This is a genomic window from Pseudomonas sp. S1(2024) (assembly GCF_046557535.1).
Genome location: NZ_JBKGFP010000051.1, coordinates 1 through 23003 on the forward strand (window position 1 = coordinate 1; position 23003 = coordinate 23003).

Annotated in this window: 21 protein-coding genes; 10 read left to right on the top strand and 11 right to left on the bottom strand. The window is 64.0% G+C overall.

The annotated features are described in order from the left end of the window. Positions 1 to 112 precede the first annotated feature (112 nt). Genes ACLCGK_RS14235 through ACLCGK_RS14270 form a run of 8 tightly spaced genes read right to left on the bottom strand, consistent with a single transcriptional unit; the run spans position 113 to position 8063 of the window. Positions 113 to 1114: a septal ring lytic transglycosylase RlpA family protein gene (locus ACLCGK_RS14235; protein WP_013974354.1), complete on the bottom strand. Its 1002-nt coding sequence runs from the start codon at positions 1112 to 1114 to the stop codon at positions 113 to 115. Further along, positions 1114 to 2124, bottom strand: a complete 1011-nt coding sequence (mltB, locus tag ACLCGK_RS14240; RefSeq protein WP_038410161.1) for a lytic murein transglycosylase B — start codon at positions 2122 to 2124, stop codon at positions 1114 to 1116. Before mltB ends, ACLCGK_RS14235 begins: the two co-directional genes overlap by 1 nt. Before the next feature lie 17 nt (positions 2125 to 2141). Then, a complete protein-coding gene (rodA, locus tag ACLCGK_RS14245; RefSeq protein ID WP_015271941.1) occupies positions 2142 to 3245 on the bottom strand; it encodes a rod shape-determining protein RodA in 1104 nt (367 codons plus the stop codon). Positions 3246 to 3283: 38 nt separating this feature from the next. Further along, the gene (gene mrdA / locus ACLCGK_RS14250) at positions 3284 to 5173 is read right to left on the bottom strand and encodes a penicillin-binding protein 2 (protein WP_015271942.1); all 1890 of its coding nucleotides are present in this window, start codon (positions 5171 to 5173) and stop codon (positions 3284 to 3286) included. Between the two features lie 16 nt (positions 5174 to 5189). Further along, the gene (gene rlmH, locus ACLCGK_RS14255) at positions 5190 to 5657 is read right to left on the bottom strand and encodes a 23S rRNA (pseudouridine(1915)-N(3))-methyltransferase RlmH (protein ID WP_003249722.1); all 468 of its coding nucleotides are present in this window, start codon (positions 5655 to 5657) and stop codon (positions 5190 to 5192) included. Between the two features lie 10 nt (positions 5658 to 5667). Beyond that, positions 5668 to 6087: a ribosome silencing factor gene (rsfS, locus tag ACLCGK_RS14260; protein ID WP_013974359.1), complete on the bottom strand. Its 420-nt coding sequence runs from the start codon at positions 6085 to 6087 to the stop codon at positions 5668 to 5670. Between the two features lie 43 nt (positions 6088 to 6130). Then, a complete protein-coding gene (nadD, locus tag ACLCGK_RS14265; RefSeq protein WP_410952221.1) occupies positions 6131 to 6790 on the bottom strand; it encodes a nicotinate-nucleotide adenylyltransferase in 660 nt (219 codons plus the stop codon). Position 6791: 1 nt separating this feature from the next. Further along, positions 6792 to 8063, bottom strand: a complete 1272-nt coding sequence (locus ACLCGK_RS14270) for a glutamate-5-semialdehyde dehydrogenase (protein WP_182328914.1) — start codon at positions 8061 to 8063, stop codon at positions 6792 to 6794. Positions 8064 to 8393: 330 nt separating this feature from the next. Between ACLCGK_RS14270 and ACLCGK_RS14275 the strand changes: the two genes are divergently transcribed. Both ACLCGK_RS14275 and ACLCGK_RS14280 read left to right on the top strand, forming a co-directional pair. Next, positions 8394 to 9062 (top strand): DNA-3-methyladenine glycosylase, encoded by a 669-nt coding sequence (locus ACLCGK_RS14275; RefSeq protein WP_015271945.1) that lies wholly within the window; start codon positions 8394 to 8396, stop codon positions 9060 to 9062. A 3-nt stretch (positions 9063 to 9065) separates the two neighbouring features. Continuing rightward, entirely contained in the window at positions 9066 to 10382 is a 1317-nt protein-coding gene (locus ACLCGK_RS14280) for a bifunctional DedA family/phosphatase PAP2 family protein (protein ID WP_015271946.1), read from the top strand. A gap of 111 nt (positions 10383 to 10493) precedes the next feature. Here the strand turns inward: ACLCGK_RS14280 and ACLCGK_RS14285 are convergent, their stop codons facing one another. Genes ACLCGK_RS14285 through ACLCGK_RS14295 form a run of 3 tightly spaced genes read right to left on the bottom strand, consistent with a single transcriptional unit; the run spans position 10494 to position 12169 of the window. After that, positions 10494 to 11084: an LON peptidase substrate-binding domain-containing protein gene (locus tag ACLCGK_RS14285; RefSeq protein WP_087499519.1), complete on the bottom strand. Its 591-nt coding sequence runs from the start codon at positions 11082 to 11084 to the stop codon at positions 10494 to 10496. Positions 11085 to 11093: 9 nt separating this feature from the next. After that, positions 11094 to 11810, bottom strand: coding sequence for an LrgB family protein (locus ACLCGK_RS14290; RefSeq protein WP_013974365.1), 717 nt, complete (start codon positions 11808 to 11810; stop codon positions 11094 to 11096). Further along, positions 11807 to 12169 carry a CidA/LrgA family protein gene (locus ACLCGK_RS14295; protein ID WP_003257558.1) on the bottom strand — a complete coding sequence of 121 codons (363 nt, stop codon included), beginning with the start codon at positions 12167 to 12169 and terminating at the stop codon, positions 11807 to 11809. Before ACLCGK_RS14295 ends, ACLCGK_RS14290 begins: the two co-directional genes overlap by 4 nt. A gap of 143 nt (positions 12170 to 12312) precedes the next feature. On the opposite strand from ACLCGK_RS14295, the gene ACLCGK_RS14300 reads away from it, so the two are divergent. From ACLCGK_RS14300 to ACLCGK_RS14335, 8 genes are all read left to right on the top strand, one after another. After that, entirely contained in the window at positions 12313 to 12768 is a 456-nt protein-coding gene (locus ACLCGK_RS14300; RefSeq protein WP_023662892.1) for a MaoC family dehydratase, read from the top strand. A 249-nt stretch (positions 12769 to 13017) separates the two neighbouring features. After that, positions 13018 to 13896, top strand: coding sequence for a 50S ribosomal protein L11 methyltransferase (gene prmA, locus ACLCGK_RS14305; protein WP_015271949.1), 879 nt, complete (start codon positions 13018 to 13020; stop codon positions 13894 to 13896). A 42-nt stretch (positions 13897 to 13938) separates the two neighbouring features. Further along, positions 13939 to 15294, top strand: a complete 1356-nt coding sequence (locus tag ACLCGK_RS14310; RefSeq protein ID WP_410952222.1) for a DUF3426 domain-containing protein — start codon at positions 13939 to 13941, stop codon at positions 15292 to 15294. A 253-nt stretch (positions 15295 to 15547) separates the two neighbouring features. Then, positions 15548 to 16561, top strand: coding sequence for a tRNA dihydrouridine synthase DusB (gene dusB / locus ACLCGK_RS14315; protein ID WP_410952223.1), 1014 nt, complete (start codon positions 15548 to 15550; stop codon positions 16559 to 16561). Beyond that, a complete protein-coding gene (gene fis, locus ACLCGK_RS14320) occupies positions 16558 to 16878 on the top strand; it encodes a DNA-binding transcriptional regulator Fis (protein ID WP_012274390.1) in 321 nt (106 codons plus the stop codon). Before dusB ends, fis begins: the two co-directional genes overlap by 4 nt. Positions 16879 to 16959: 81 nt before the next feature. Continuing rightward, the gene (gene purH / locus ACLCGK_RS14325; protein ID WP_123084730.1) at positions 16960 to 18567 is read left to right on the top strand and encodes a bifunctional phosphoribosylaminoimidazolecarboxamide formyltransferase/IMP cyclohydrolase; all 1608 of its coding nucleotides are present in this window, start codon (positions 16960 to 16962) and stop codon (positions 18565 to 18567) included. A gap of 68 nt (positions 18568 to 18635) precedes the next feature. Then, positions 18636 to 19931 (top strand): phosphoribosylamine--glycine ligase, encoded by a 1296-nt coding sequence (gene purD, locus ACLCGK_RS14330; protein WP_013974372.1) that lies wholly within the window; start codon positions 18636 to 18638, stop codon positions 19929 to 19931. A 144-nt stretch (positions 19932 to 20075) separates the two neighbouring features. Continuing rightward, positions 20076 to 22847, top strand: a complete 2772-nt coding sequence (locus ACLCGK_RS14335) for a response regulator (RefSeq protein ID WP_410952224.1) — start codon at positions 20076 to 20078, stop codon at positions 22845 to 22847. Positions 22848 to 23003 lie beyond the last annotated feature (156 nt).

Consider the following 23003-nt stretch of genomic DNA (forward strand, 5'->3'; position numbering starts at 1 on the left):
CAGCGCCAGTCAGTCTAGTTTTTGCGGCCGTAGGCCTGGCTCGCAATGTGCGGCTTTATGTCGCTGCGGGCAAAAGCCGACATTGTACATGCCCGCGAAGAAGGCAACGCGGTCAGTCAGCTGTGACCAGCTTGGCCTGCCCAAGGTTCGCCAGGCGGATGCTGTCCTGCGCTTGCTGGATCTCGCCCTGGCTGTTGATCGGCCCGAGGCGCACGCGGTGCAGGGTCTGCTGGTTACGCACGATCGAGCTGATGAACACTGGCGCGCTGACCATGCTGCTGAGCTTGGAGCGCAGCAGTTCGGCGGCGTCCGGGTTGGCGAAGGCACCCACCTGCAGGAAGCTGCCGCCACTGCCGGCCGGCACGTTGTTGCCGGCCACCTGCACCGGCACCACCGGCGCTGCATGCTGCTGGGGCGGCGGGGTCCATTGCTCGACGCGCCCGGTACTGGCCGGGATCGCCTGGGTCTGGGCCACCTGGGGCTCCTTGAGCACCATCGGTGGTGTCTGGCCACGCTGGGCCCACCACTGCTGCGGGTCGATACCTTCGACGCGCACGTGCGCGGTGCCAATCTCGGCATAACCGAGCTTTTTCGCCGCGGCATAGGACAAGTCGATGATGCGGTCCGAATAGAACGGCCCACGGTCGTTCACCCGCAAGATCACGCTACGCCCGTTGGCCAGGTTGGTCACCCGCACGTAGGCCGGCAGCGGCAGGGTCTTGTGCGCCGCGCTCATGCCGTACAGGTCGTACAGCTCGCCGTTGGCGGTGTTCTGGCCGTGGAACTTGGTGCCATACCACGACGCGGTACCTTCCGCGCGATAATTGCGCGAGTCCTGCATCGGGTAGTAGGTCTTGCCCAATACCGTGTACGGGTTGGCCTTGTAGTTGCCGGTGTGCACGGTTGGCGTGGCGTCGGGGATCTTGTTCACATCCACGTCCCACCACGGCGCGCCGTCCTTGTGCGCGCGGTTGATGTCCAGGCCCGGCTGGGTGCGCACCACGTTGCCACTGCTTTGCTGGGGCGGGCGGTTGGACGAACAGCTGGCCAGCACCACGCCCACGGCGAGGCAGGTGAGCAGCTTGAAAGACTTGCCAGAGATGATTGCGCGCATTACTTGACGCCCCGTGCTTGAACCAGCTGTTCCGATAGCTGATGCACCGCCATGGCATACATCACGCTGCGGTTGTAGCGAGTGATCGCGTAGAAGTTCTTCAGGCCCATCCAGTACTCGGGGCCATTGTCGCCCTCGAGACGAAAGGCGGTAACCGGCAGATCATCGCGCAACGAATCATGGACCGACCAGCCAAGCGTGCGCAACTCCCCAACGGTTTTTACCGGCTCGATGCCGGTGGTCAGGCCTTCGTCGGCGCGCCCACCGTCCACCCAGGCGCGGCTGACCACACCTTCGCCGGCCACCCAGCCGTGGCGCTTGAAGTAGCTGGCCACGCTGCCAATGGCATCGTCCGGGTTGTTCCAGATATTGATGTGGCCGTCGCCGTCGAAGTCCACCGCGAAGTTGCGGAAGCTGCTCGGCATGAACTGCGGCAGGCCCATTGCACCAGCGTAGGAGCCTTTGAGCGTCAGCGGGTCGAGCTGTTCCTCACGGGCCAGCAGCAGGAATTCGCGCAGCTCCTTGCGGAAGAACTCCGCCCGTGGCGGGTAGTCGAAGCCCAAGGTCGACAAGGCATCGATCACCCGGTAGTTACCGGTGTTGCGGCCAAAGAAGGTTTCCACGCCGATGATGGCAACGATGTACTGCGCCGGCACGCCATATTCCTGCTCGGCACGGGCCAGCACCGCTTCGTGCTGGCGCCAGAAGTCAACACCGCGGGCAATACGCGCGTCAGTGATGAACATCGGCCGGTAGTCCTTCCACGGCTTTACCCGTTCGGCCGGGCGCGAAATGGCGTCGAGGATCGACTGCTTGCGCTGCACCTCCGCGAACACACCCATCAGCTGCTCAGGGGCAAAGCCATAGTCGCGGCTCATTTCGCCAACGAACTGGGCCACCTGCGGCGAGCCCTGGTAATCGCCGGCATGGGCCAGCTGTACAGCGCCGAACAGGCCCACCGCGCCGATCCACGGCGCACAACGGGCAGCCCAGTTACGCACTGCTTGCATGAAATTCTTCACCTTATTCAAACCTGAGCGATCCATTTGCGGTGCGTGTGGATCGACATCAGAACGCCAAACGCTGACAGCAGCGTCACCAACGAAGTTCCGCCATAGCTGATGAAGGGCAGCGGCACGCCCACCACGGGCAGAAGGCCGCTGACCATACCGATATTGACGAACACGTACACAAAGAAGGTCATGGTCAGGCTGCCCGCCAGCAGCTTGCCGAACAGAGTCTGCGCCTGGGCAGTGATCATCAGGCCACGGCCGATCAGCAGCAGGTAGACGATCAGCAGCAGGCAGATGCCGACCAGGCCGAATTCCTCGCCGAGCACGGCGATGATGAAGTCTGTGTGGCTTTCCGGCAGGAAATCCAGGTGCGACTGGGTGCCGAGCAGCCAGCCCTTGCCGAACACACCGCCCGAGCCGATCGCCGCCTTCGACTGGATGATGTTCCAGCCAGTGCCCAACGGGTCGCTTTCCGGGTCGAGGAAGGTCAGTACCCGTTGCTTCTGGTAGTCATGCATGACGAAGAACCACATCGCCACCGCCACTGGCACCGCAGCCGCCAGTACGCTGAGGATCCAGCGCCAGCGCAGGCCGCCCATGAACAGCACGAAAGCCCCGGAGGCGAGGATCAGCAGCGCCGTACCCAGGTCGGGCTGGCGCACGATCAGGATGAACGGCACGCCGATCAGCACCAGGCTGATCGCCACATGCTTCAGATGCGGCGGCAACGTGCGCTTGGACAGGTACCAGGCGATGGTCGCCGGCATGATGATCTTCATGAACTCCGAGGGCTGGAAGCGGATCACCCCGGGGATGTTGATCCAGCGCGTGGCGCCCATGGCGTTGTGGCCCATCACGTCCACCACCACCAGCAACAGCACCCCGGCCAGGTAGGCCAGCGGCACCCAGCGAGCCATGAAGCGCGGCTCCAGCTGGGCGATGATGAACATCGACACCAGGCCGATGCCGAACGAGGTGGCCTGCTTGAGCAGCAGGTCCCAGTTCTTGCCACTGGCCGAATACAGGACGAACAGGCTGCCGGCAGCGAGGGTCAGCAGAATGATCAGCAAAGGGCCGTCGACGTGGATGCGCTGCAGAAAGCTGGCGCGCCGACGCATCACATCCTCGCTGGAGAGCATGCGATCGAAATTGTTCATCACAGGGCTGATTCCTGGGTAACGGTGGCAGGCGCGAACTCGGGCTTGAGCCGGCCGTTTTCGTCGAGCAACCAGGCGTCCATCACCTGGCGCACCACCGGGGCGGCGACGCCCGAGCCGGACTCCCCGTTCTCGACCATCACCGAAACCACGATCTTCGGGTCCTCGGCCGGGGCGAAGGCGACGAACAGGGCGTGGTCGCGGTGGCGCTCCTGAAGCTTGTTGCGGTCGTACTTCTCGCCCTGCTTGATTGCCACCACCTGGGCGGTACCACTCTTGCCGGCAATGCGATATTGCGAGCCGATGGCCGCCTTGCGTGCGGTACCGCGGGCATTGTGCATCACCTGCTCCATGCCATGAGTGACCTTGGCCCAGTCGGACTTGTCACGCAGCACGATGTTTTCCATGGGGTTGTCGTCCACCGGCGGCTGGCCTTCGATGGTCTTGGCCAGGTGCGGGCGGTTCCACACGCCCTTGTTGGCGATCAGCGCAGTGGCCTGGGCCAGTTGCAGCGGCGTGGCCTGCATGTAGCCCTGACCGATGCCGAGGATCAGGGTTTCGCCGGGGAACCAGGCCTGGCGGCGGGTGGCGCGCTTCCATTCACGCGATGGCATCAGCCCGGCGGATTCCTCGAACATGTCGAGGGAAACCCGCTGGCCGATGCCGAACTTGTTCATGTAGCTGGACAGCCGATCGATGCCCATCTTGTGGGCGAGGTCGTAGAAGTAGGTGTCGTTGGAGCGCATGATCGCGGTGTCCAGGTCGACCCAGCCATCGCCCGAACGGTTCCAGTTACGGTATTTGTGGTCGTAGTTGGGCAGCTGGTAGTAGCCCGGGTCGAACACCCGGCTGCCGGCATTGACCACGCCGCTGTCCAGGCCGGCGATGGCCACCGCGGGCTTGATGGTCGAACCTGGCGGGTAAAGGCCGCGCAGCACGCGGTTGAACAGCGGTCGGTCGATCGAGTCGCGTAGTTCGGCATAGGCCTTGAAGCCGATGCCGGTGACGAACAGGTTGGGGTCGAAGCTGGGCTGGCTGACCATCGCCAGCACCTCGCCGGTACGCGGGTCGAGCGCCACCACCGCACCACGCCGGCCCCCCAGGGCAGCCTCGGCGGCCTCCTGCAGCTTGATGTCCAGGCTCAGCACGATGTCCTTGCCCGGTTTCGGGTCGGTGCGCTTGAGCACCCGCAGCACGCGGCCGCGGGCGTTGGTCTCGACTTCCTCGTAGCCCACCTGGCCATGCAGGTCGGCTTCGTAGAAGCGCTCGATGCCGGTCTTGCCGATGTGGTGGGTGCCGCTGTAGTTCACCGGGTCGAGGGTTTTCAGCTCTTTCTCGTTGATCCGCCCCACATACCCCACCGAATGGGCGAAATGCGCGCCCTGCGGGTAATGGCGCACCAGCTGGGCTACCACTTCCACGCCCGGCAGGCGGAACTGGTTCACCGCCACACGGGCGATCTGCTCTTCGTTGAGTTCGAACAGGATCGGCACCGGCTCGAACGGCCTGCGGCCCTGGCGCATGCGCTTCTCGAACAGGGCGCGGTCGTCGGGCGTCAACTCCAGCACTTCGACGATGGTATCCAGCACTTCCTGCCAGTTACCCGCACGTTCGCGGGTCATCGACAGGCTGAAGCTGGGCCGGTTGTCGGCGACGATCACCCCGTTGCGGTCGAAGATCAGCCCGCGGGTCGGCGGGATCGGCTGCACATGCACCCGGTTGTTCTCCGACAGCGTCGAGTGATAGTCGTGCTGGATGACCTGCAGGTAGTACAGACGCGCAATCAGCACGCAGATAAGCAGCATGATCGCGACTGCGCCGACCACGACGCGGTTGCGCACCAGGCGGGCGTCTTTCTCGTGGTCCTTGAGACGGATCGGCTGCGACATCGGACTGCTTACAGGCTCATTTATGGTAAGGATGCCCGGACAGCACGGTCCAGGCGCGGTAGATCTGCTCGCCGATGAGTATCCTTACCAATGGGTGCGGCAAGGTCAGCGGCGACAGCGACCAGCGTTGCTCGGCGCGCGCACAGACCTCGGGCGCCAGGCCTTCCGGGCCGCCCACCATCAAATTCACCGTGCGCGCATCCAGGCGCCAGCGGTCCAGCTCGGTCGCCAGCTGCTCGGTACTCCAGGGCTTGCCATGGACCTCGAGGGTGACGATGCGTTCCCCTGGCTGAACCTTGCTCAGCATGGCTTCGCCCTCCTGACGGATCAGGCGGGCGACGTCGGCATTCTTGCCACGGGTATTCAGCGGGATTTCCACCAGCTCCAGCGACAGCTCGGCGGGCAGGCGCTTGGCATATTCATGCCAGCCTTCCTCGACCCACTTCGGCATGCGCGAGCCGACCGCGATCAGGCGCAGACGCACAGCGCTTTCCTTATTCCCGGTCCTTGAGCTTGTCGGAGTACTCGTGGGCATGGTCCGGGCTGTGGTGCTTGCCATCGGCGGCACGGCTTTGCTCGGCACCCTGCCACAGGCGCTCCAGGTCGTAGAACTGGCGGGCAGCGGCGGTCATCATGTGCACGATGACATCGTTCAGGTCCAGCAGCACCCAGTCGCTGTCGCCCTTGCCTTCTTCACCCAGCGGCTGGGCACCCTTGGCCTTGACCGCTTCGCGGACCTTTTCCAGCATCGCATTGATCTGGCGGTTGGAAGTACCGGTGGCGATGATCATGTAGTCGGTCAGGCTGTGCTTTTCGCGCACGTCGATGACCTGGATGTCCTGGGCCTTGACGTCTTCCAGCGCTGCCTTGGTCAGGGCAACCAGTTCTTCGCCGTGGATTTTCTGCTTGGTCATATAAAACTCGTTCAACTCGTTGGATGAGGCGCCAGAGGCACCGTCAGTTAGGTACACGATACAGTTCGTGCGCCTCGATGTAGGCCAGTACGGCGTCCGGCACCAGGAACCTCACCGATTTGCCGCTGGCCAGCAGCTGTCGGATCTGTGTAGCCGACACCGCAAGCGGCGTCTGCCAGACGAACGAAATGTTTCCCGCCGGGCCGGACAAGGCGGTGGGATCGCTCTCCGAGCGCGCAGCCAGCAGGTTGCGCAGCTCGTCAGGGGGTTCTACGTCGGCATCCGGGCGTTGCAGCACCAGGATGTGACAGTGTTGCAGCAATTCTTCCCAGCGGTGCCAGCCGGGCAGGCCACAGAAGGCATCCCAGCCCAGCACCAGGAACAACTGGTCGTTAGCGGCCAGTTCGGCGCGGATCGATTCCAGCGTGTCGATGGTGTACGACGGTTTGTCACGCGCCAGTTCGCGGGCATCCACGCTCAGGCAGGGCACGCCCTGTACAGCGCCTTGCACCATGGCCAGGCGGTCCTGCGCGGCCACCTGCGGGGTGTCGCGGTGCGGCGGCCGGGCGTTGGGCAGCAGGCGCAGTTCGTCCAGCCCCATGAACTCGGCCACTTCCAGCGCGCTGCGCAGGTGGCCGATGTGCACGGGGTCGAAGGTGCCGCCAAGAATGCCGATGCGCCGGACTGCCTGGGCCTTGCTCAACTCAGCAGGACTCCTGGCCGCGCAGCTGGCCGTCACCGATCACCACGTACTTCTCGCAGGTCAGGCCTTCCAGGCCGACCGGGCCGCGGGCATGCAGCTTGTCGGTGGAAATGCCGATTTCCGCACCCAGGCCGTACTCGAAGCCGTCGGCGAAGCAGGTCGGGGTATTGAGCATGACCGACGCCGAGTCGACCTCGGCCATGAACTGGCGGGCTTCACCCTGGTGTTCGCTGATGATCGAATCGGTGTGATGCGAGCCATAGTGGTTGATGTGCTCGATGGCCTGGTCCAGGCCGTCGACCACACGGATCGACAGGATCGCGTCCAGGTATTCAGTGTGCCAGTCGGCCTCGGTGGCGGGCTTGGCGTCGATGATCGCCCGGGTGCGCTCGCAGCCACGCAGCTCGACGCCTTTCTCCTGGAAGCGACTGGCCATTTCCGGCAGGAAGCGCTCGGCCACCTGCTGGTCGACCAGCAGCGTTTCCATGGCACCACAGATGCCATAGCGGTAAGTCTTGGCGTTGAACGCCACGCGCCAGGCCTTGTCCAGGTCGGCGTGCTGGCTGACATAGACGTGGCAGATACCGTCCAGGTGCTTGATCACGGGCACGCGGGCATCGCGGCTGATGCGTTCGATCAGGCCACGGCCACCGCGCGGCACGATGACGTCGACGAATTCCGGCATGCTGATCAGCGCGCCCACGGCTTCGCGGTCGGTAGTCTCGACCACCTGCACCACGGCTGCCGGCAGGCCGGCGGCGGCCAGGCCACGCTGGATGCAGGTGGCGATGGCGCGGTTGGAGTGGATGGCTTCGGAGCCGCCACGCAGGATGGTCGCGTTACCCGACTTCAGGCACAGGCTGGCGGCATCGATGGTCACGTTCGGGCGCGATTCGTAGATGATCCCGATCACCCCCAGCGGCGTGCGCATCTTGCCGACCTGGATACCGGATGGGCGGTAGCTCATATCGCGGATGGCACCGACCGGGTCCGGCAGGCTGGCCACCTGGCGCAGGCCGGTGATCATGCCGTCGATACGCGCCGGGGTCAGCGCCAGGCGGTCGAGCAGCGCGGGCTCCAGGCCGTTGGCACGGCCGGCGGCCAGGTCCAGCTCGTTGGCAGCGGTCAGCTCTGCACGAGCGGCGTCCAGCGCATCGGCGGCAGCTTGCAGGGCGCGGTTCTTCTGCGCGGTACTGGCACGGCCGATCACCCGGGAAGCCTCACGGGCAGCGCGACCCAGGCGGGTCATATAGTCAAGAACGGACTCAGTCATGGGTTCGGTGTCTTGGCGAAGGGGAAATCGGCTGATTATAACTGGCGCGCAGGTGTACGCCCAGCGGCGGGTGGCGGATGGTAGAAAATGGCTGGGGGCATTGTGTAGGAAAGATGTAACCGGGGTTATCGAAAAAACCACCATCTGTTGCGACCTTTTCGCGGGCACGCCCGCTCCCACAGGGATTTCACAAAGCCTGAACCCTATGCAGTATCTGTGGGAGCGGGCGAGCCCGCGAAAGGGCCGGCACTGCCAACATCCCACTCGATTCAGCCTCGATTAAGCTATTCATTGCTATCATCCCCGCCGTCCCAGCCACGAACCGCCCGCATGCCAGCCTTGCCCGACAGCTTTTTCGACCGCGACGCCCAGACCCTGGCCAAGGCCCTGCTGGGCAAAGTCATCCGCCATCGCCACGGCGACCTGTGGCTGGCCGCGCGCATCATCGAGACCGAGGCCTACTACCTCACCGACAAAGGCAGCCACGCCTCGCTCGGCTACACCGAAAAGCGCAAGGCGCTGTTCCTCGATGGCGGGCACATCTATATGTACTACGCGCGCGGCGGCGACTCGCTGAACTTCAGCGCCCACGGGCCAGGCAACGCGGTGCTCATCAAGTCGGCCTATCCTTGGCAGGACGCCCGCTCGGGGCCGAACAGCCTGGCACAGATGCAACTGAACAACCCCGATGCGAGCGGCAACCTCCGCCCGCCCGAGCGCCTGTGCGCGGGCCAGACCTTGCTGTGCCGGGCCCTGGGCCTGAAGGTGCCGCACTGGGACGCCCAGCGTTTTGACGCCGAGCGCCTGTACGTGGAGGATTGCGGCAACATCGTGCCACGGGTGATCCAGGCCGCCCGCCTGGGCATCCCGCATGGCCGCGACGAGCACCTGCCCTACCGTTTCGTCGATGCTGAGTACGCCCGTTTCTGCACGCGGAACCCGTTACGTCGCGGCCAAGTCGAAGGCCGCGACTTCTTCATTCTGGAACAAGGAAGCTGAACCATGGGCCAATGGCTCGACAGCCTGACTGGCTGGCTCAGCGCCAACCCGCAGTGGCTTGGCCTGGCGATATTCCTGGTGGCCTGCATCGAGTGCCTGGCCATTGCCGGCATCATCGTGCCAGGCACCGTGCTGCTGTTCGCGGTCGCGGTATTGGCCGGCAGCGGCGCCTTCAGCCTGGGCGAAACGCTGCTGCTGGGCTTTCTCGGTGGCCTGGTGGGCGATGCGTTGTCGTACACGGTGGGCAAGTACTTCCACCAGAACATTCGCAGGCTGCCCCTGCTGCGCCACCATCCGGAATGGATCGGCAGCGCCGAGGCCTACTTCCAGCGCTACGGCATCGCCAGCCTGCTGGTAGGGCGCTTCATCGGGCCGCTGCGGCCTATGCTGCCAATGGTCGCCGGCATGTTCGACATGCCGCTGCCGCGCTTCATCGCCGTCAGCCTGGTGGCCGGTGCCGGCTGGGCAGTGGCCTACCTGCTGCCCGGCTGGGCAACCGGCGCAGCCATGCGCCTGCCCTTGCCGGAAGGCTTCTGGCTGGATGCCGGGATCATCGCCGGCACCCTGGCAGTCATCATCGGGCTGAGCCTGAACACCAGCATTCGTGATCAACGCCACGGCACCCGGCTGATCGCAGGCATGAGTTTCCTGGCCTTGACCGGGGTCTTCCTCGGCTGGCCCTACCTGCACGAGTTCGACCAGGGCGTGATGACACTGGTGCAGGAGCACCGCAGCCAGGCCATCGATGGCGCCGTGGTGCTGGTGACCCGGCTGGGCGATTTCCGCACCCAGTTATTCCTCGGCGGGCTGCTGACGGGCCTGCTGCTGCTTGCCCGGCAGTGGCGGCATGCCATGTTCGCTGCGGGCGCACTGATGGGTACGGCGTTTGCCAACGGCACGCTGAAGTGGCTGTTCGCCCGGGCCCGCCCGGAAGTGCTGAGCGACCCGCTGACCAGCTACAGCATGCCCAGTGGGCACAGCTCGGCGTCGTTTGCGTTCTTCCTGGTAATGGCAGTGCTGGCCGGTCGCGGTCAGCCGCCGCGGATGCGCCTCACCTGGGTGATGCTGGGCTGCATCCCGGCGCTGGCGATTGCCCTGTCACGGGTGTACCTCGGGGCGCACTGGCCGACCGACATCCTCGCCGGGGCCTTGCTGGCGTGCTGCGTGTGCGCGCTCAGCCTGGCACTGGCGCAGCGTCACCAGACCCTCCCGGCCTTGCCACTGCGGGTGTGGTGGCTGGTGTTGCCGGCGTGTGTCGCGTTGCTGGCGTTCTTTGCCATGCATGCGCTGCCGCAGGCTTTGCTGCGGTATCAATATTGATGTCGCGTTTACCGGCCTCTTCGCAGCACAAGGCTGCTCCTACAGGGCTCTCGTCAGCCTGTAGGAGCAGCCTTGTGCTGCGAAGAGGCCGGCACTGGCAACACAGCATTATCAGGCAAACAATTCACCCTGAATCCGCTCCAGCAGCTTCTGGATCTCCCCCAATCGCTCCTGCGGCGAGTCGAGGCTCAGCAAATCCAGCTTGTCCTCTTCCATGAACGGCAGCAGGTACGCCAACTGATTGGACAACGCCTGGCGCCCATCCACCGGGCGCGGCATGTCCAGCGCTTCGACCATGGGGTGCTCGCCCAGGGCCACCAGCAACGCCAGCAGGTCTTCATCGGCCTCCAGCAACGGGCTGTCCGCCTGCTCCGCCAGCCATTGCACCTGCCCCACCAGCAACTGGTCCTTCTGCACCTCGGTACTTTCCAGATTGAAGCGCCGCACACCTTCGACACGGATGCCCAGCAAGCCGTTATCCTGCTGCACGAAGTCACGGATCACCGCCTCGCAGCCGATCGAGGCGACCACCGGCGGCGCCTTGCCGACCTGCTCGCCTTCGAGGATGCACACCACACCAAAACCTTCGCCCCGCTTCATGCAGCGCCCGATCATGTCCAGATAGCGTGCCTCGAAAATCTGCAAATCGAGGAAACAACCAGGAAACAGCACGGTATTGAGAGGAAACAGCGGTAGCGTCATCACAAGTCCTCAAGCCACCAGGCTGACCGCCAGCGGCAGGAACACCGCCGTGGCCACCCCCATCAGGCTCATCGCCAGCGCGGCAAAGGCGCCGCATTCGTCACTTTCCTGCAGGGCCACCGACGTGCCCACTGCGTGCGCGGTCACGCCCAAAGACATGCCACGGGCCTCGGGGCTATGCACGCCAAAACGGCTCAGCAACGCCGGGCCGAAGATTGCCCCGATAACCCCGGTAATCAGCACGAACACCGCCGCCAAGGCAGCCACGCCGCCAATCTGCTCAGCCACCAGCATGGCGATCGGCGAAGTGACCGACTTCGGCGCCATGGTCATCAGGATCATGTGCTCGGCACCGAACCACCAGCCCAGCAACAGGCAGCACAGCGTGGCGAACAGGCCTCCGACTACCAGCGTAGTAAATGTGGGCCAGAACAGCTGTCGGATACGCCGCAGGTTGAGGTAGAGCGGCACAGCCAGGGCTACGGTGGCAGGCCCCAGCAGGATGTTCATGATTTCGGTGCTCTTGCGATATTCGCTGTAGTCGATGCCACACACCAGCAGCACGCCGATCACCAGCAGCATCGAGACCAGTACCGGCTGCAGGAAGATCCAGCGGGTCTTCTCGTAGGCTGCCAGCACCACCTGGTAGGCCCCAAGCGTGATGCCGATACCGAACAAGGGATGATGAACGACCGCATCCAGTGCGCCTTGCCAGTCGAGCATCATGGCTGCTCCTCGCTCCGGCCCTGACGGTGGATGAGCTTTTGCATCAACACGCCGACGAACACCAGGGTCACCAGGCAGGAGATCAGCAAGGCACCGGCAATGGCCCAGAAGTCGGCGGCGATATCCCTGGCATACACCATCACCCCCACCGCTGGCGGCACCAGCAACAGCGGCAGGTAACGCAGCAGGCTGCTGGCGGCCTCGTTCAGCGGCTTGCCTACCTCACCACGGGCCATGAGGAAGAACAAAAGCAGCAACAGGCCGATGATCGGCCCCGGCAGAAACGGCACCAACAGATGGTTGATTGCCGTCCCCAGCAGCTGGAACAGCACCAGCCAGGTCAAACCACGCAACAGCATAAGCATCTCCCTCGGGCATGGCCGCCATTATAAGCATGTGCCGTCATATACCGATATTCGTCGAAAAACGTGCAACTTGACTGAAACGGTTCGCCGTGCTGATCTTGCACTTTCGTACCAACTGACAACCCGGAGAGTCCGCGATGCCCCATGTACCGGTTACAGAGCTTTCGCAGTACGTTGGTAAGGAACTGGGCCGCTCGGCCTGGCTGAAGATCGACCAGCAACGCATCAACCTGTTCGCCGAAGCCACGGGCGATTTCCAGTTCATCCATGTTGACCCGGAAAAGGCGGCAAAAACCCCGTTCGGCAGCACCATCGCCCACGGTTTCCTGACATTGTCGCTGATTCCCAAGCTGATCGAGGACATCCTGGTTCTGCCGGAAGGGCTGAAGATGGTGGTGAACTATGGGCTGGACAGCGTGCGGTTCATCCAGCCGGTCAAGGTCGACAGCCAGGTACGGCTGAAGGTGGACCTGGCCGAAGTGACGGAAAAGAGACCAGGGCAATGGCTGCTAAAGGCGATTGCCACGCTGGAGATCGAGGGAGAAGAGAAGCCTGCTTATATAGCTGAGTCGCTTTCCCTCTGTTTTGTCTGATGCACCACAGTTTCTGTGGGAGCGGGCATGCCCGCGAAGCAAGCACCGCGGTGGATGGCACGGGCTTCGCCCGTGTTCGCGGGCGCGCCCGCTCCCACAGGGTGCATGCCAGGATTTCAATGTTGTGCAAGGCAGTAGCCCTCACAATGTCCGTGCCCGGCCTCCTCTACAAACCCCCCGCACTCGCGTAAACTGCCAGCCTTCGCGCAGCCTAGGGCTGCCCCTGTCGATTTACCAAAGGTGCCCGCCATGCCCTGGCTGCAAGTACGCCTGGCCATCAGCCCGGAACAAGCCGAAACCTACGAAGATGCCCTGCTCGAAGTGGGTGCCGTCTCGGTCACGTTCATGGATGCCGAGGATCAACCGATCTTCGAGCCAGACCTCAACACCACTCCGCTGTGGTCGCACACCCACCTGCTGGCCCTGTTCGAGGCCGATGCCGATCCTGAGCAGGTATTCGCCCACCTGCGCCTGCTGACCGCTGCCGAACTGCCCGAGCACCAGGCCGAGGTGATCGAGGACCAGGACTGGGAACGCAGCTGGATGGACAACTTCCAGCCGATGCGCTTCGGCCGCCGCCTGTGGATCGTGCCAAGCTGGCACGAGGCCCCGGAACAGGACGCGGTGAACCTGCTGCTCGACCCGGGCCTGGCGTTCGGCACCGGTACCCACCCCACCACCGCACTGTGCCTGGAATGGCTCGACGGCCAGCAGCTCGAAGGCACCCAGGTGCTGGACTTCGGCTGCGGCTCCGGCATTCTGGCCATCGCCGCGTTGCTGCTGGGCGCCCGTGAGGCGGTCGGTACCGACATCGACGTACAGGCCATCGAGGCTTCGCGCGACAACGCCCAGCGCAACGGCATCGCCGACGAGAAGCTGGCGCTGTACCTGCCAGAGAACATGCCAGCCATGCAGGCCGATGTGCTGGTCGCCAACATCCTCGCCGGCCCGCTGGTGTCGCTGGCACCGCAACTGTCCGGCCTGGTCCGCCCAGGTGGCCTGCTGGCGCTGTCGGGCATCCTCGCCGAGCAAGGTGAGGAAGTGGCCGCAGCCTATGCCGCCGACTTCGAACTGGACCCGATCGTCGTTCGCGATGGCTGGGTGCGCATCAGTGGTCGCCGCCGTTAAGCGGGCCTAGAATACTTTTCTGCACAGCTCCCGGATTGCCGCATGACCGACAGTTTCGTCACCCAGTGCCCGCATTGCCAGACCAGCTTTCGCGTCACCCACCACCAGTTGAGCGTGGCCCGCGGTGTAGTGCGCTGCGGCCACTGCCTGCAGGTGTTCAACGCCGCCAGGCAGCTGCTGGAGCAGAACCGCGCCAGCGGAGCCAGCGCACCTGCGGTGCCGATGTCAGCTGCACCTGCCGAACCGCTGGTCGAACCGGCGATCGCACCCCAGCCAGTCGCCAGCGAGCCCAGCGCCCCGTCGGACGAAGACTGGGCGCTCACCACCCAGGCGCTGGAAGCGCTCGACCTCGACATGGAACTGGAGCGCCTGGAGCGCCGCGGCCAACCGGCCTCGGCTCGCCCGGCAAGCCAGGACGACGGCCTGCAGGCGCGGCGTGACGAACTGCACCCGGACGAACATGCCGACGACCTGTTCGGTACGGCAACCGATGAGCCGTTCGAGCCGCAACAGGCAGTAGAACCCACGCCCGTGCTGCGGGAGCCGGAGCCCCTGGAGCTGGACCTGGAACCCGCCCCAGGCGCGCGTACCGAGCCGACGTTAGGTGGCAATCTTGACCTGGACATCGACGACGAACCACCGGTACACCGTACCGCCACAATCGATGACCACCCCGAATTCAACGAACCGCTGCGGGCCAGCGATGATGAGGCCCCTGTACGGGGCCTGAGCGCCCGGGACGACGAGCCGCTGGAGCTGCACCTGTCAGCGCGCGACGACGAACCTGTCGAGCCGCTGCCCGGCGAACGTCTTGAACCAGGCTTAGCCGGCAAAGCCGAGCGCCCGGCGCGCAAGGAGCCGCTGGTAGATGTGGTCGACGACCCCCTGCAACTAGGCTGGGAACAGCCCGCACCCAACTGGGGCAAGCGCTTGTTGTGGGGCTTCCTGACACTGCTGGCCGCTGGCTTGCTTGCGTTCCAGTACGTCTGGTTCCATTTCGACGAAATGGCCCGCCAGGACCAATACCGGCCGATCTTCCAGCAAATCTGCCCGTTGGTCGGCTGCGAGGTGCCGACCCGCGTCGATATCGCCCGAATCAAGAGCAGCAACCTGGTGGTTCGTAGCCACCCGGACTTCAAGGGCGCTCTGATCGTCGATGCGATCATCTACAACCGCGCGCCGTTCGCCCAGCCGTTCCCGCTGCTGGAGCTGCGCTTCGCCGACCTCAATGGCCAGCTGATCGCCAGCCGTCGCTTCAAGCCCAGCGAGTACCTGTCCGGCGAACTGGCCGGGCGCGGCGAAATGCCAAGCCAGACCCCGATCCATATCGCCCTGGACATCCTCGACCCAGGGCCGAAGGCCGTTAATTACAGCCTGAGCTTCCGTTCGCCGGAATAACCAGCAGCCCTGTGGGAGCGGGCGTGCCCGCGAACACGGGCGAAGCCCGTGCCATCCATTGCGCCGCCTGCTTCGCGGGCAGGCCCGCTCCCACAGGGGCCGCGCAAGGTCCTGGACCTCACCCATACCAAAAGTCATAAGCCGACAACTGTTCAGATTTTATCCAAATCCATCTTTATCCGGTCACCGAGAGCGGGTATCATGCCAACCCTTTTTCGAACTCCAAGATTCGGCCCCACAACAGGGATCACCTATGTCGGCGGTACGCATCGGCCCATACACACTACGTAACAACCTGATCCTCGCGCCCATGGCCGGGGTCACGGACCAGCCTTTCCGTACACTTTGCCAGCGCCTGGGCGCCGGCATGGTGGTGTCGGAAATGGTCTCCAGTGACATGAGCCTTTGGAACAGCCGCAAGTCGAGCCTGCGCCGCATCCATGAAGGTGATCCCGAGCCACGCTCGGTACAGATCGCCGGTGGTGATGCGCAGATGATGGCAGCGGCGGCAAAGGCCAACGTCGAAGCAGGCGCCCAGATCATTGATATCAACATGGGCTGCCCGGCAAAAAAAGTCTGCAACAAAGCCGCAGGCTCTGCTTTATTGAGAGATGAAGCCTTGGTCAGCGAGATTCTCCACGCCGTGGTCGGCGCCGTGGACGTCCCGGTGACCCTGAAGATCCGCACCGGCTGGGACCGGGCGAACAAGAACGGCCTGAACGTGGCGAAGATTGCCGAGCAGGCCGGCATCCAGGCGCTGGCGGTGCATGGCCGCACACGCGCCGACCTGTACACCGGCGAAGCCGAATACGACACCATCGCTGCCATCAAGCAGGCGGTGTCGATCCCGGTTTTTGCCAACGGCGATATCACCTCGCCAGAAAAGGCCCGGGCGGTGCTGGACGCCACCGGGGTCGATGGCCTGTTGATCGGCCGGGCCGCCCAGGGGCGGCCATGGATCTTTCGCGAGATCGAGCATTACCTGCGCACTGGCGAACACCTGCCAGCGCCGCAGCTGGAGGAAGTGGAACGCATCCTGCTGGAGCACCTGGCCGCGCTGCATGCCTTCTATGGCGATGTGATGGGCGTACGTATTGCCCGCAAGCACGTTGGCTGGTACCTGGCAACAGGACCCGGCGGCAAGGAGTTTCGCTCCCGGTTCAACGCTTTGGAAGACACACAAGCGCAGTGCGCCAACGTTCGCGCGTTTTTCAGCGAACGTCGACAGAGCCTTGAGACAGAGGACGGACAAGGGGTGGCCGCATGACGATGATGACCGAGACATTTGTGAGTGGAACAACGCCCGTGAGCGACAACGCCAACCTGAAACAGCACCTCAACACGCCGAGCGAGGAGGGCCAGACCCTTCGCGACAGCGTCGAGAAGGCGCTGCACAACTACTTCGCCCACCTGGAAGGCGCGACCGTGACGGACGTGTACAACCTGGTGCTCTCCGAAGTCGAGGCGCCCCTGCTCGAAAGCGTGATGAACTACGTGAAGGGCAACCAGACCAAGGCCAGCGAGATGCTCGGGCTGAACCGAGGCACCCTGCGCAAGAAGCTCAAGCAGTACGATTTGTTGTAAGCCAGAATCCCAACCAGAAAAGGCGGCTCCCTGAACAGAGGCGCCTTTTTTGCTGACTCCACCGCGTTATTGGAACCCGAAATGACCGACCAGACTACCCGCCTGCCAGTCCGCCGCGCCCTGATCAGCGTCTCCGACAAGACCGGTATCCTCGAATTCGCCCGTGAGCTGCAGCAGCTCGGTGTCGAGATCCTGTCCACCGGCGGCACCTACAAGCTGCTCAAGGACAACGGCGTCAATGCGGTGGAAGTGGCCGACTACACCGGCTTCGCCGAAATGATGGATGGCCGGGTCAAGACCCTGCACCCGAAAATCCACGGTGGCATCCTCGGCCGTCGCGGCACCGACGACGCCATCATGAACGAGCACGGCATCAAGCCGATCGACCTGGTAGCAGTCAACCTGTACCCGTTCGAAGCCACCATCTCCAAGCCTGGCTGTGACCTGCCGACCGCCATCGAGAACATCGATATCGGCGGCCCGACCATGGTCCGCTCGGCTGCCAAGAACCACAAGGACGTGGCCATCGTGGTCAATGCCAGCGACTACGCCGGCATCGTCGAAGGCCTCAAGGCCGGTGGCCTGACCTACGCCCAGCGCTTCGACCTGATGCTCAAGGCGTTCGAGCACACCGCTGCCTACGACGGCATGATCGCCAACTACATGGGCACCATCGACCAGGCCAAAGAAACCCTGAGCACTGAAGGCCGCAGCGAGTTCCCGCGCACCTTCAACAGCCAGTTCGTGAAGGCCCAGGAAATGCGCTACGGCGAAAACCCGCACCAGAGCGCGGCGTTCTACGTAGAAGCGAAGAAAGGCGAAGCCAGCGTTTCCACCGCCATCCAGCTGCAGGGCAAGGAACTGTCGTTCAACAACGTGGCCGACACCGATGCCGCGCTGGAGTGCGTGAAGAGCTTCGTCAAGCCGGCCTGCGTCATCGTCAAGCACGCCAACCCGTGCGGCGTGGCCGTGGTACCTGAAGACGAAGGCGGCATCCGCAAGGCCTACGACCTGGCCTACGCAACCGACACCGAGTCGGCGTTCGGCGGCATCATCGCCTTCAACCGCGAACTGGACGGCGAAACCGCCAAGGCCATCGTCGACCGCCAGTTCGTCGAAGTGATCATCGCCCCGAAAATTTCCCAGGCTGCCCGCGAAGTGGTTGCCGCCAAGCAGAACGTACGCCTGCTGGAGTGCGGCGAGTGGCCTGCCGAGCGCGCTGCCGGTTGGGACTTCAAGCGCGTCAACGGTGGCCTGCTGGTGCAGAGCCGCGATATCGGCATGATCACTGCCGATGACCTGAAGATCGTCACCAAGCGTGCGCCAACCGAGCAAGAGATCAACGACCTGGTGTTCGCCTGGAAAGTGGCCAAGTTCGTCAAGTCCAACGCCATTGTCTACGCCAAGCAGCGCCAGACCATCGGCGTCGGCGCCGGCCAGATGAGCCGCGTCAACTCCGCGCGCATTGCTGCAATCAAGGCCGAGCATGCCGGCCTGCAGGTGCAGGGTGCAGTCATGGCGTCGGATGCGTTCTTCCCGTTCCGTGATGGCATCGACAATGCGGCTAAAGTGGGTATCAGCGCCGTGATCCAGCCAGGTGGTTCGATGCGTGATGCCGAGGTGATTGCTGCCGCTGACGAAGCCGGCATCGCCATGGTCTTCACCGGTATGCGCCACTTCCGCCACTAAACAGATGCAGGGCCGATCGCCGGCCCTTGTAGGAGCGGGATCGGCCAGACAGAATTCGAGGTTTTGACATGAAAGTTTTGATCATCGGCAGCGGCGGCCGTGAGCACGCCCTGGCCTGGAAAGTTGCCCAGGACCCACGCGTCGAGAAAGTTTTCGTTGCCCCGGGCAATGCCGGCACCGCCATTGAAGCCAAGTGCGAGAACGTCGCCATCGACGTGTGCGCCCTGGAGCAACTGGCTGACTTCGCCGAGAAGAACGTCGACCTGACCATCGTCGGCCCGGAAGCACCGCTGGTCATCGGCGTAGTCGACCTGTTCCGCAGCCGCGGCCTGGACTGCTTCGGTCCGACCAAGGGCGCGGCCCAGCTGGAAGGCTCCAAGGCCTTCACCAAGGACTTCCTGGCGCGTCACAAGATCCCGACCGCCGACTACCAGAACTTCACCGAAATCGAGCCGGCGCTGGCCTACCTGCAGGAAAAAGGCGCGCCGATCGTGATCAAGGCCGACGGCCTGGCCGCGGGCAAGGGCGTGATCGTCGCCATGACCCTGGAAGAAGCCGAAGCCGCCGTGCGTGACATGCTGGCCGGCAACGCTTTCGGCGATGCGGGCTCCCGCGTGGTGATCGAGGAGTTCCTCGACGGCGAGGAAGCCAGCTTCATCGTCATGGTCGACGGCCAGAACGTGCTGCCCATGGCCACCAGCCAGGACCACAAGCGTGTCGGCGACCAGGACACCGGCCCGAACACCGGCGGCATGGGTGCCTACTCCCCTGCCCCGGTAGTCACCGCCGAAGTTCACCAGCGCGTGATGGACCAGGTGATCTGGCCGACCGTGCGCGGCATGGCCGAGGAAGGCAACGTCTACACCGGCTTCCTCTACGCCGGCCTGATGATCGACAAGGCGGGCAACCCCAAGGTCATCGAGTTCAACTGCCGCTTCGGCGACCCAGAAACCCAGCCGGTCATGCTGCGCCTGGAGTCTAGCCTGGTACTACTGGTAGAGGCCGCCTTTGCCAAGGCGCTGGACAAGGTCGAAGCACAGTGGGATCCGCGCCCGAGCCTGGGCGTGGTACTGGCTGCCGGCGGCTACCCGGGCGACTACGCCAAGGGTGACGTGATCAATGGTCTGGACGCTGCTGCGAAGATCGAAGGCAAGGTGTTCCATGCCGGTACCGCACTCAAGGATGGCAAGGTGACTACCAACGGCGGGCGCGTGCTGTGTGCCACCGCCATGGGCAGCACCGTAGCCGACGCGCAGCAGCAGGCTTACCGCCTGGCCAAGGAAATCAGCTGGAACGGCAGTTTCTACCGCACCGATATCGGCTACCGGGCCATCGCCCGCGAACGCGGTGAGCACCAGCAGTAAGTTGTACCGGATGTCCGCAGCGCGCCCCAGCACCTTGCGCCTGCGGCATCCGGCTCGTCGACAGGGCCCCAAGGGGCCTTGCCTTCGACTTGGCGCGCCGCGCATAGTTAATACCCGGCACCTAGGCTAAGAAGGGATTTCGTAGTGCGTCGGCTTCGGATTGCCTCAGCTCTGATCGTCAGCTTGCTGACCTTGCTCTGCATGTTCCCGGCGGCGGCCGAACATGACGGAGGCTGGGCCGTTATGCTCGACGAACAGGCCAACCTGCAACTGAGCGACGTGCGCTCCGAACGTTACCGCAACCAGTTCAGCCCGCTGGTACTTGCCGACCTGGATGCCGCTCCTGCGGAACAGGCCCTGTGGCTGCACTACCGCCTGGAGCCCGGCGAGCAGGAAAAACTGCTGCGGGTTTTCGCCCCAGACCTTTCTGGCCTGGACCTCTACGCCCTCGAGGGCGACAAGCTTCTGCGTCAGCTGCACCACGGGCGCCAGGCCGGCAATGCCAGCCCGACCCTGCGTGGCAGCGACCATGTACTACCCCTGCCCAACAGCAAGCAACCGCTGGATATCTACCTGCGCCTGGTTTCCGAGCACCAGTTGCGCCCGGCCATCAGCCTGGAGCCTGCGGCCGTGGCAGCCTCCGACCAGCGCCAGCCACTGCTGTTCGGCATGCTGTTCGGCGGCCTGGTGATGCTGATCATGCACAACCTGATCCGCTTCATCTACAGCCGCTCCAGCACCACCCTGATCCTGGCGCTGTACCACGGCCTGATGCTGCTCAGCGGCCTGATCCTGCTGAACCTCAGCGGCCCCTGGTGGCACGTTTGGCATAGCGCGCAAACACCCGCCGCATACCTGACGCTGGTCCTGGCCGGCCTGGCGGGGCTGGGTTTCACCCAGCATTTCTTCTCGCCATGCAACTCGCCACGGCTAAACCGCCTGCTGCAGGGCGAGATGCTGCTGGTCGGGGTGAGCGGGTTGGTGCTGCTGTTCGTCGACACCCTGCCCCTCAACCTGATGACCTACGCCCTGATGGCCCTGGGCAGCGTGAGCATGCTGCTGGTCAGCAGTTACCACTGGTACAGGGGCTATGCGCCCGCACGTCTGTTCAGTCTGGCCATGGTGGTGTTCAACCTGGGTGGCCTGGTGCTGCTGCCAGCGCTGCTGGGCCTGACCCGTACCTCGACGCCCTGGCTGCTGTGCATCCTGCTGGGCCTGACCGTGGCCAGCGGCCTGCTGCTCAACCTGGCCGTCAGTGAACGCCTGCGGCGCATTAGCGAGGAGCGCTTCAGCGCCAGCCGCGCACTGGCCGCCAGTGATGCCGAAATCAACGCCAAGGCCGAGTTCCTGGCCAAGATCAGCCACGAAATCCGTACCCCCATGAACGGTGTGCTGGGCATGACCGAGCTACTTCTGGGCACGCCGTTGTCGGTCAAGCAACGCGACTACGTGCAGACCATTCACAGCGCCGGCAACGAACTGCTGACGCTGATCAACGAGATTCTCGACATTTCCAAGCTCGAATCCCGGCAGATCGAACTCGATGACGTGCAGTTCGATCTCAACGCGCTGATCGAAGATTGCCTGAACATCTTCCGCGCCAAGGCCGAACAGCAGAACATCGAACTGATCAGCTTCACCCAACCACAGGTACCACGGGTGATCAGCGGCGACCCGACGCGCCTGCGCCAGGCCTTGTCGAGTCTGTTGGAGAATGCCCTGAAAAACACCGACCAGGGCGAGATCCTGCTGGTAGTGGCGCTGGACCAGCGCGGCGAGGTACCGCGCCTGCGGATCGCCGTGCAGGACAGCGGCGAACCGTTGCCGGCCGCTGACCGCGAAGCCTTGCTGCAGGCCGAGTTGCACAGCCACCACTTCCTGTCCAGCAACAAGCTGGGCGGCCACCTGGGGCTGGTCATCGCCAAGCAGCTGATCGGGCTGATGCAGGGCGAGTTCGGCATCAAGAGCAGCAGCGGCATGGGCAATACCCTGTGGCTGACCCTGCCGCTGGACCCTTCGCGCCTGGAACAGCCACCGGCCGACCTCGACAGCCCGCTGCGTGATGCTCGCGTACTGGTGGTGGACGACAACGACACCTGCCGCAAGGTGCTGGTACAGCAGTGCAGCGCCTGGGGCATGAACGTCAGCGCGGTCCCGTCGGGCAAGGAAGCACTGGCCCTGCTGCGCACCAAGGCCCACCTGCGCGACTACTTCGATGCCGTGCTGCTGGACCAGAACATGCCGGGCATGACCGGCATGCAGCTGGCCGCCAAGATCAAGGAAGACCCGAGCCTGAACCACGACATACTGGTGGTGATGCTCACCGGTATCAGCAACGCGCCGAGCAAGGTCATTGCGCGCAACGCAGGGGTCAAGCGGATCCTCGCCAAGCCGGTGGCCGGCTACACACTGAAAACCACCCTGGCCGAAGAACTGGCCCAGCGCGGCCGCGAGCAAGCCGTACCGGCCAGTTTGCCTGGCATCCCCCAGGCACTGGACCTGCCCGACGACTTCCGCGTGCTGGTCGCCGAGGACAACAGCATCTCGACCAAGGTGATCCGCGGCATGCTTGGCAAGCTCAACCTCGAGCCCGACACCGCCAGCAATGGTGAAGAGGCCTTGCAGGCGATGAAGGCGCAGCGCTATGACCTGGTGCTGATGGACTGCGAAATGCCGATACTTGACGGTTTCTCGGCCACCCAGCAGCTGCGCGCCTGGGAAGCCGCCAACCAGCGCCAGCGCACCCCGGTGGTGGCGCTGACCGCGCACATACTTGCCGAACACAAGGAACGCGCCCGCCTGGCGGGCATGGACGGGCACATGGCCAAACCGGTGGAACTGTCGCAGTTGCGAGAGCTGATCCAGTACTGGGCCAATCACCGGGAAGCCAAGGTGGATCCGGTGCATAGTTCCTGACCTGTACTGCCTGTACTGGCCTCATCGCCGGCAAGCCAGCTTGTGTCTTCAAGGTCTCTTAAACTCGAAAGGGTGAGAGCAGTGGATGGCAGACTGAAAGCCAGATGTGCTCTAAAGCACGAGTGGGAGCCTAGTCGCCATCCACCTCTCACTCTG

Bases quoted from the DNA above. Each gene is read 5' to 3' on its own strand.
- ACLCGK_RS14235 (WP_013974354.1), bottom strand. From the start codon at position 1,114: ATGCGCGCAATCATCTCTGGCAAGTCTTTCAAGCTGCTCACCTGCCTC.
- mltB (WP_038410161.1), bottom strand. From the start codon at position 2,124: ATGCAAGCAGTGCGTAACTGGGCTGCCCGTTGTGCGCCGTGGATCGGC.
- rodA (WP_015271941.1), bottom strand. From the start codon at position 3,245: ATGCGTCGGCGCGCCAGCTTTCTGCAGCGCATCCACGTCGACGGCCCT.
- mrdA (WP_015271942.1), bottom strand. From the start codon at position 5,173: ATGTCGCAGCCGATCCGTCTCAAGGACCACGAGAAAGACGCCCGCCTG.
- rsfS (WP_013974359.1), bottom strand. From the start codon at position 6,087: ATGACCAAGCAGAAAATCCACGGCGAAGAACTGGTTGCCCTGACCAAG.
- ACLCGK_RS14270 (WP_182328914.1), bottom strand. From the start codon at position 8,063: ATGACTGAGTCCGTTCTTGACTATATGACCCGCCTGGGTCGCGCTGCC.
- ACLCGK_RS14275 (WP_015271945.1), top strand. From the start codon at position 8,394: ATGCCAGCCTTGCCCGACAGCTTTTTCGACCGCGACGCCCAGACCCTG.
- ACLCGK_RS14280 (WP_015271946.1), top strand. From the start codon at position 9,066: ATGGGCCAATGGCTCGACAGCCTGACTGGCTGGCTCAGCGCCAACCCG.
- ACLCGK_RS14285 (WP_087499519.1), bottom strand. From the start codon at position 11,084: ATGACGCTACCGCTGTTTCCTCTCAATACCGTGCTGTTTCCTGGTTGT.
- ACLCGK_RS14290 (WP_013974365.1), bottom strand. From the start codon at position 11,810: ATGATGCTCGACTGGCAAGGCGCACTGGATGCGGTCGTTCATCATCCC.
- ACLCGK_RS14295 (WP_003257558.1), bottom strand. From the start codon at position 12,169: ATGCTGTTGCGTGGTTTGACCTGGCTGGTGCTGTTCCAGCTGCTGGGG.
- ACLCGK_RS14300 (WP_023662892.1), top strand. From the start codon at position 12,313: ATGCCCCATGTACCGGTTACAGAGCTTTCGCAGTACGTTGGTAAGGAA.
- prmA (WP_015271949.1), top strand. From the start codon at position 13,018: ATGCCCTGGCTGCAAGTACGCCTGGCCATCAGCCCGGAACAAGCCGAA.
- ACLCGK_RS14310 (WP_410952222.1), top strand. From the start codon at position 13,939: ATGACCGACAGTTTCGTCACCCAGTGCCCGCATTGCCAGACCAGCTTT.
- dusB (WP_410952223.1), top strand. From the start codon at position 15,548: ATGTCGGCGGTACGCATCGGCCCATACACACTACGTAACAACCTGATC.
- fis (WP_012274390.1), top strand. From the start codon at position 16,558: ATGACGATGATGACCGAGACATTTGTGAGTGGAACAACGCCCGTGAGC.
- purH (WP_123084730.1), top strand. From the start codon at position 16,960: ATGACCGACCAGACTACCCGCCTGCCAGTCCGCCGCGCCCTGATCAGC.
- purD (WP_013974372.1), top strand. From the start codon at position 18,636: ATGAAAGTTTTGATCATCGGCAGCGGCGGCCGTGAGCACGCCCTGGCC.